Genomic DNA, 1,035 nt, shown 5'->3' with positions numbered 1-1,035 from the left:
GGCGGGTGAGCCCGTCCCGCATGCGGGTCTTGACGGTGCCCAGCGGGAGTCGGAGCCGTTCGGCCACCTCGCGGTAGGTGTAGCCGTCGTAGTAGGCGAGGGTGACCGACTGACGCTGGAGCGCGGTGAGACGGTCCAGGCAGCGGCGCACCCATTCGCGTTCGAGGCCGGCCTCGACCTCCTCGGCGACCTGGTCGAAGGCGGGGCCGTGGCCGCGCCGGGCCTCGCGCTGCTCGCGCTCGCCGGCCGCGCGGGCGCTGCGCACCCGGTCGACGGCCCTGCGGTGGGCGAGGGTGAGCACCCAGGACAGGGCGCTGCCCCGGCCGGGGTCGAACCGGGCGGCGGAACGCCAGAGCTCGAGCAGCACCTCCTGGGCCACCTCCTCGGACTGGGCCGGGTCGCGCACCACGCGCCGCACCAGTCCGTAGACCGGCCCGGAGACCAGTCCGTACAGGTCCTCGAACGCCTTCTGGTCACCTCCGGCCACCCGGATCAGCAGCTGGTCCGCCTCCAACGCTCGTCCCCCCATCCCGGCCCCGCCGGACCGTCCGGTCGCACAGGCATACGCAGTGAGCGCGCCTCCGAAGGGGAAGTACGGATCACCGGGCCGAAAACGCGGGTCGGCGCGGAGAAATGCTAGGGCCGCGGCGGCCGTTGGGGAGCGGCGAGCGCAAGAACGGGGAGCAGCGGGGTCATGTCGGGCAGGCGGGGCGGGAAAAACCTGTCCGCGGAAAACTCGTCCGCGCTTCGACCAATCCGGTCCGCCGCACACTCCGAATCCCCGTGCGTCAAGGCAAGTCGGCACTGAGGACGGACGGCATGACTACTGACTCCAGGACCGGTTCGGGGCGCAGGGGCCTCGCGACCCTGATCTGCGGTGCGCTGGCCGCCGGGGGGCTCGCGGCCGCCGGCGCGTCCGCGCTGGAACCCGAAGCGGCCTCGGCCTCCTCCCACCGGGAGGCCCCGCTGATCTCGGGCACCCCGCAGTACGACAACACGGACCTGTACGCGTTCGTCAGCCCCGACAAGCCGGAC

The 1,035-nt window shown here is 73.1% G+C and carries 2 protein-coding genes; one reads left to right on the top strand and one right to left on the bottom strand.

Features of this window, described 5'->3' with window-relative positions; all coding sequences use genetic code 11:
- Nucleotides 1–514 (bottom strand): sigma-70 family RNA polymerase sigma factor (locus LPA54_RS32855; RefSeq protein ID WP_228984407.1); only part of this gene is annotated, 514 nt, incomplete at its 3' end.
- 305 nt (nucleotides 515–819) lie between these two features.
- Between LPA54_RS32855 and LPA54_RS32850 the strand changes: the two genes are divergently transcribed.
- Nucleotides 820–1,035 (top strand): DUF4331 family protein (locus LPA54_RS32850; protein ID WP_228984406.1); only part of this gene is annotated, 216 nt, incomplete at its 3' end.

Source organism: Streptomyces sp. DH12 (assembly GCF_020873895.1).
GTDB lineage: Bacteria > Actinomycetota > Actinomycetes > Streptomycetales > Streptomycetaceae > Streptomyces.
Note: the sequence above shows the minus strand (reverse complement) of the source record. Positions and strands in the feature narration are given on the sequence as shown.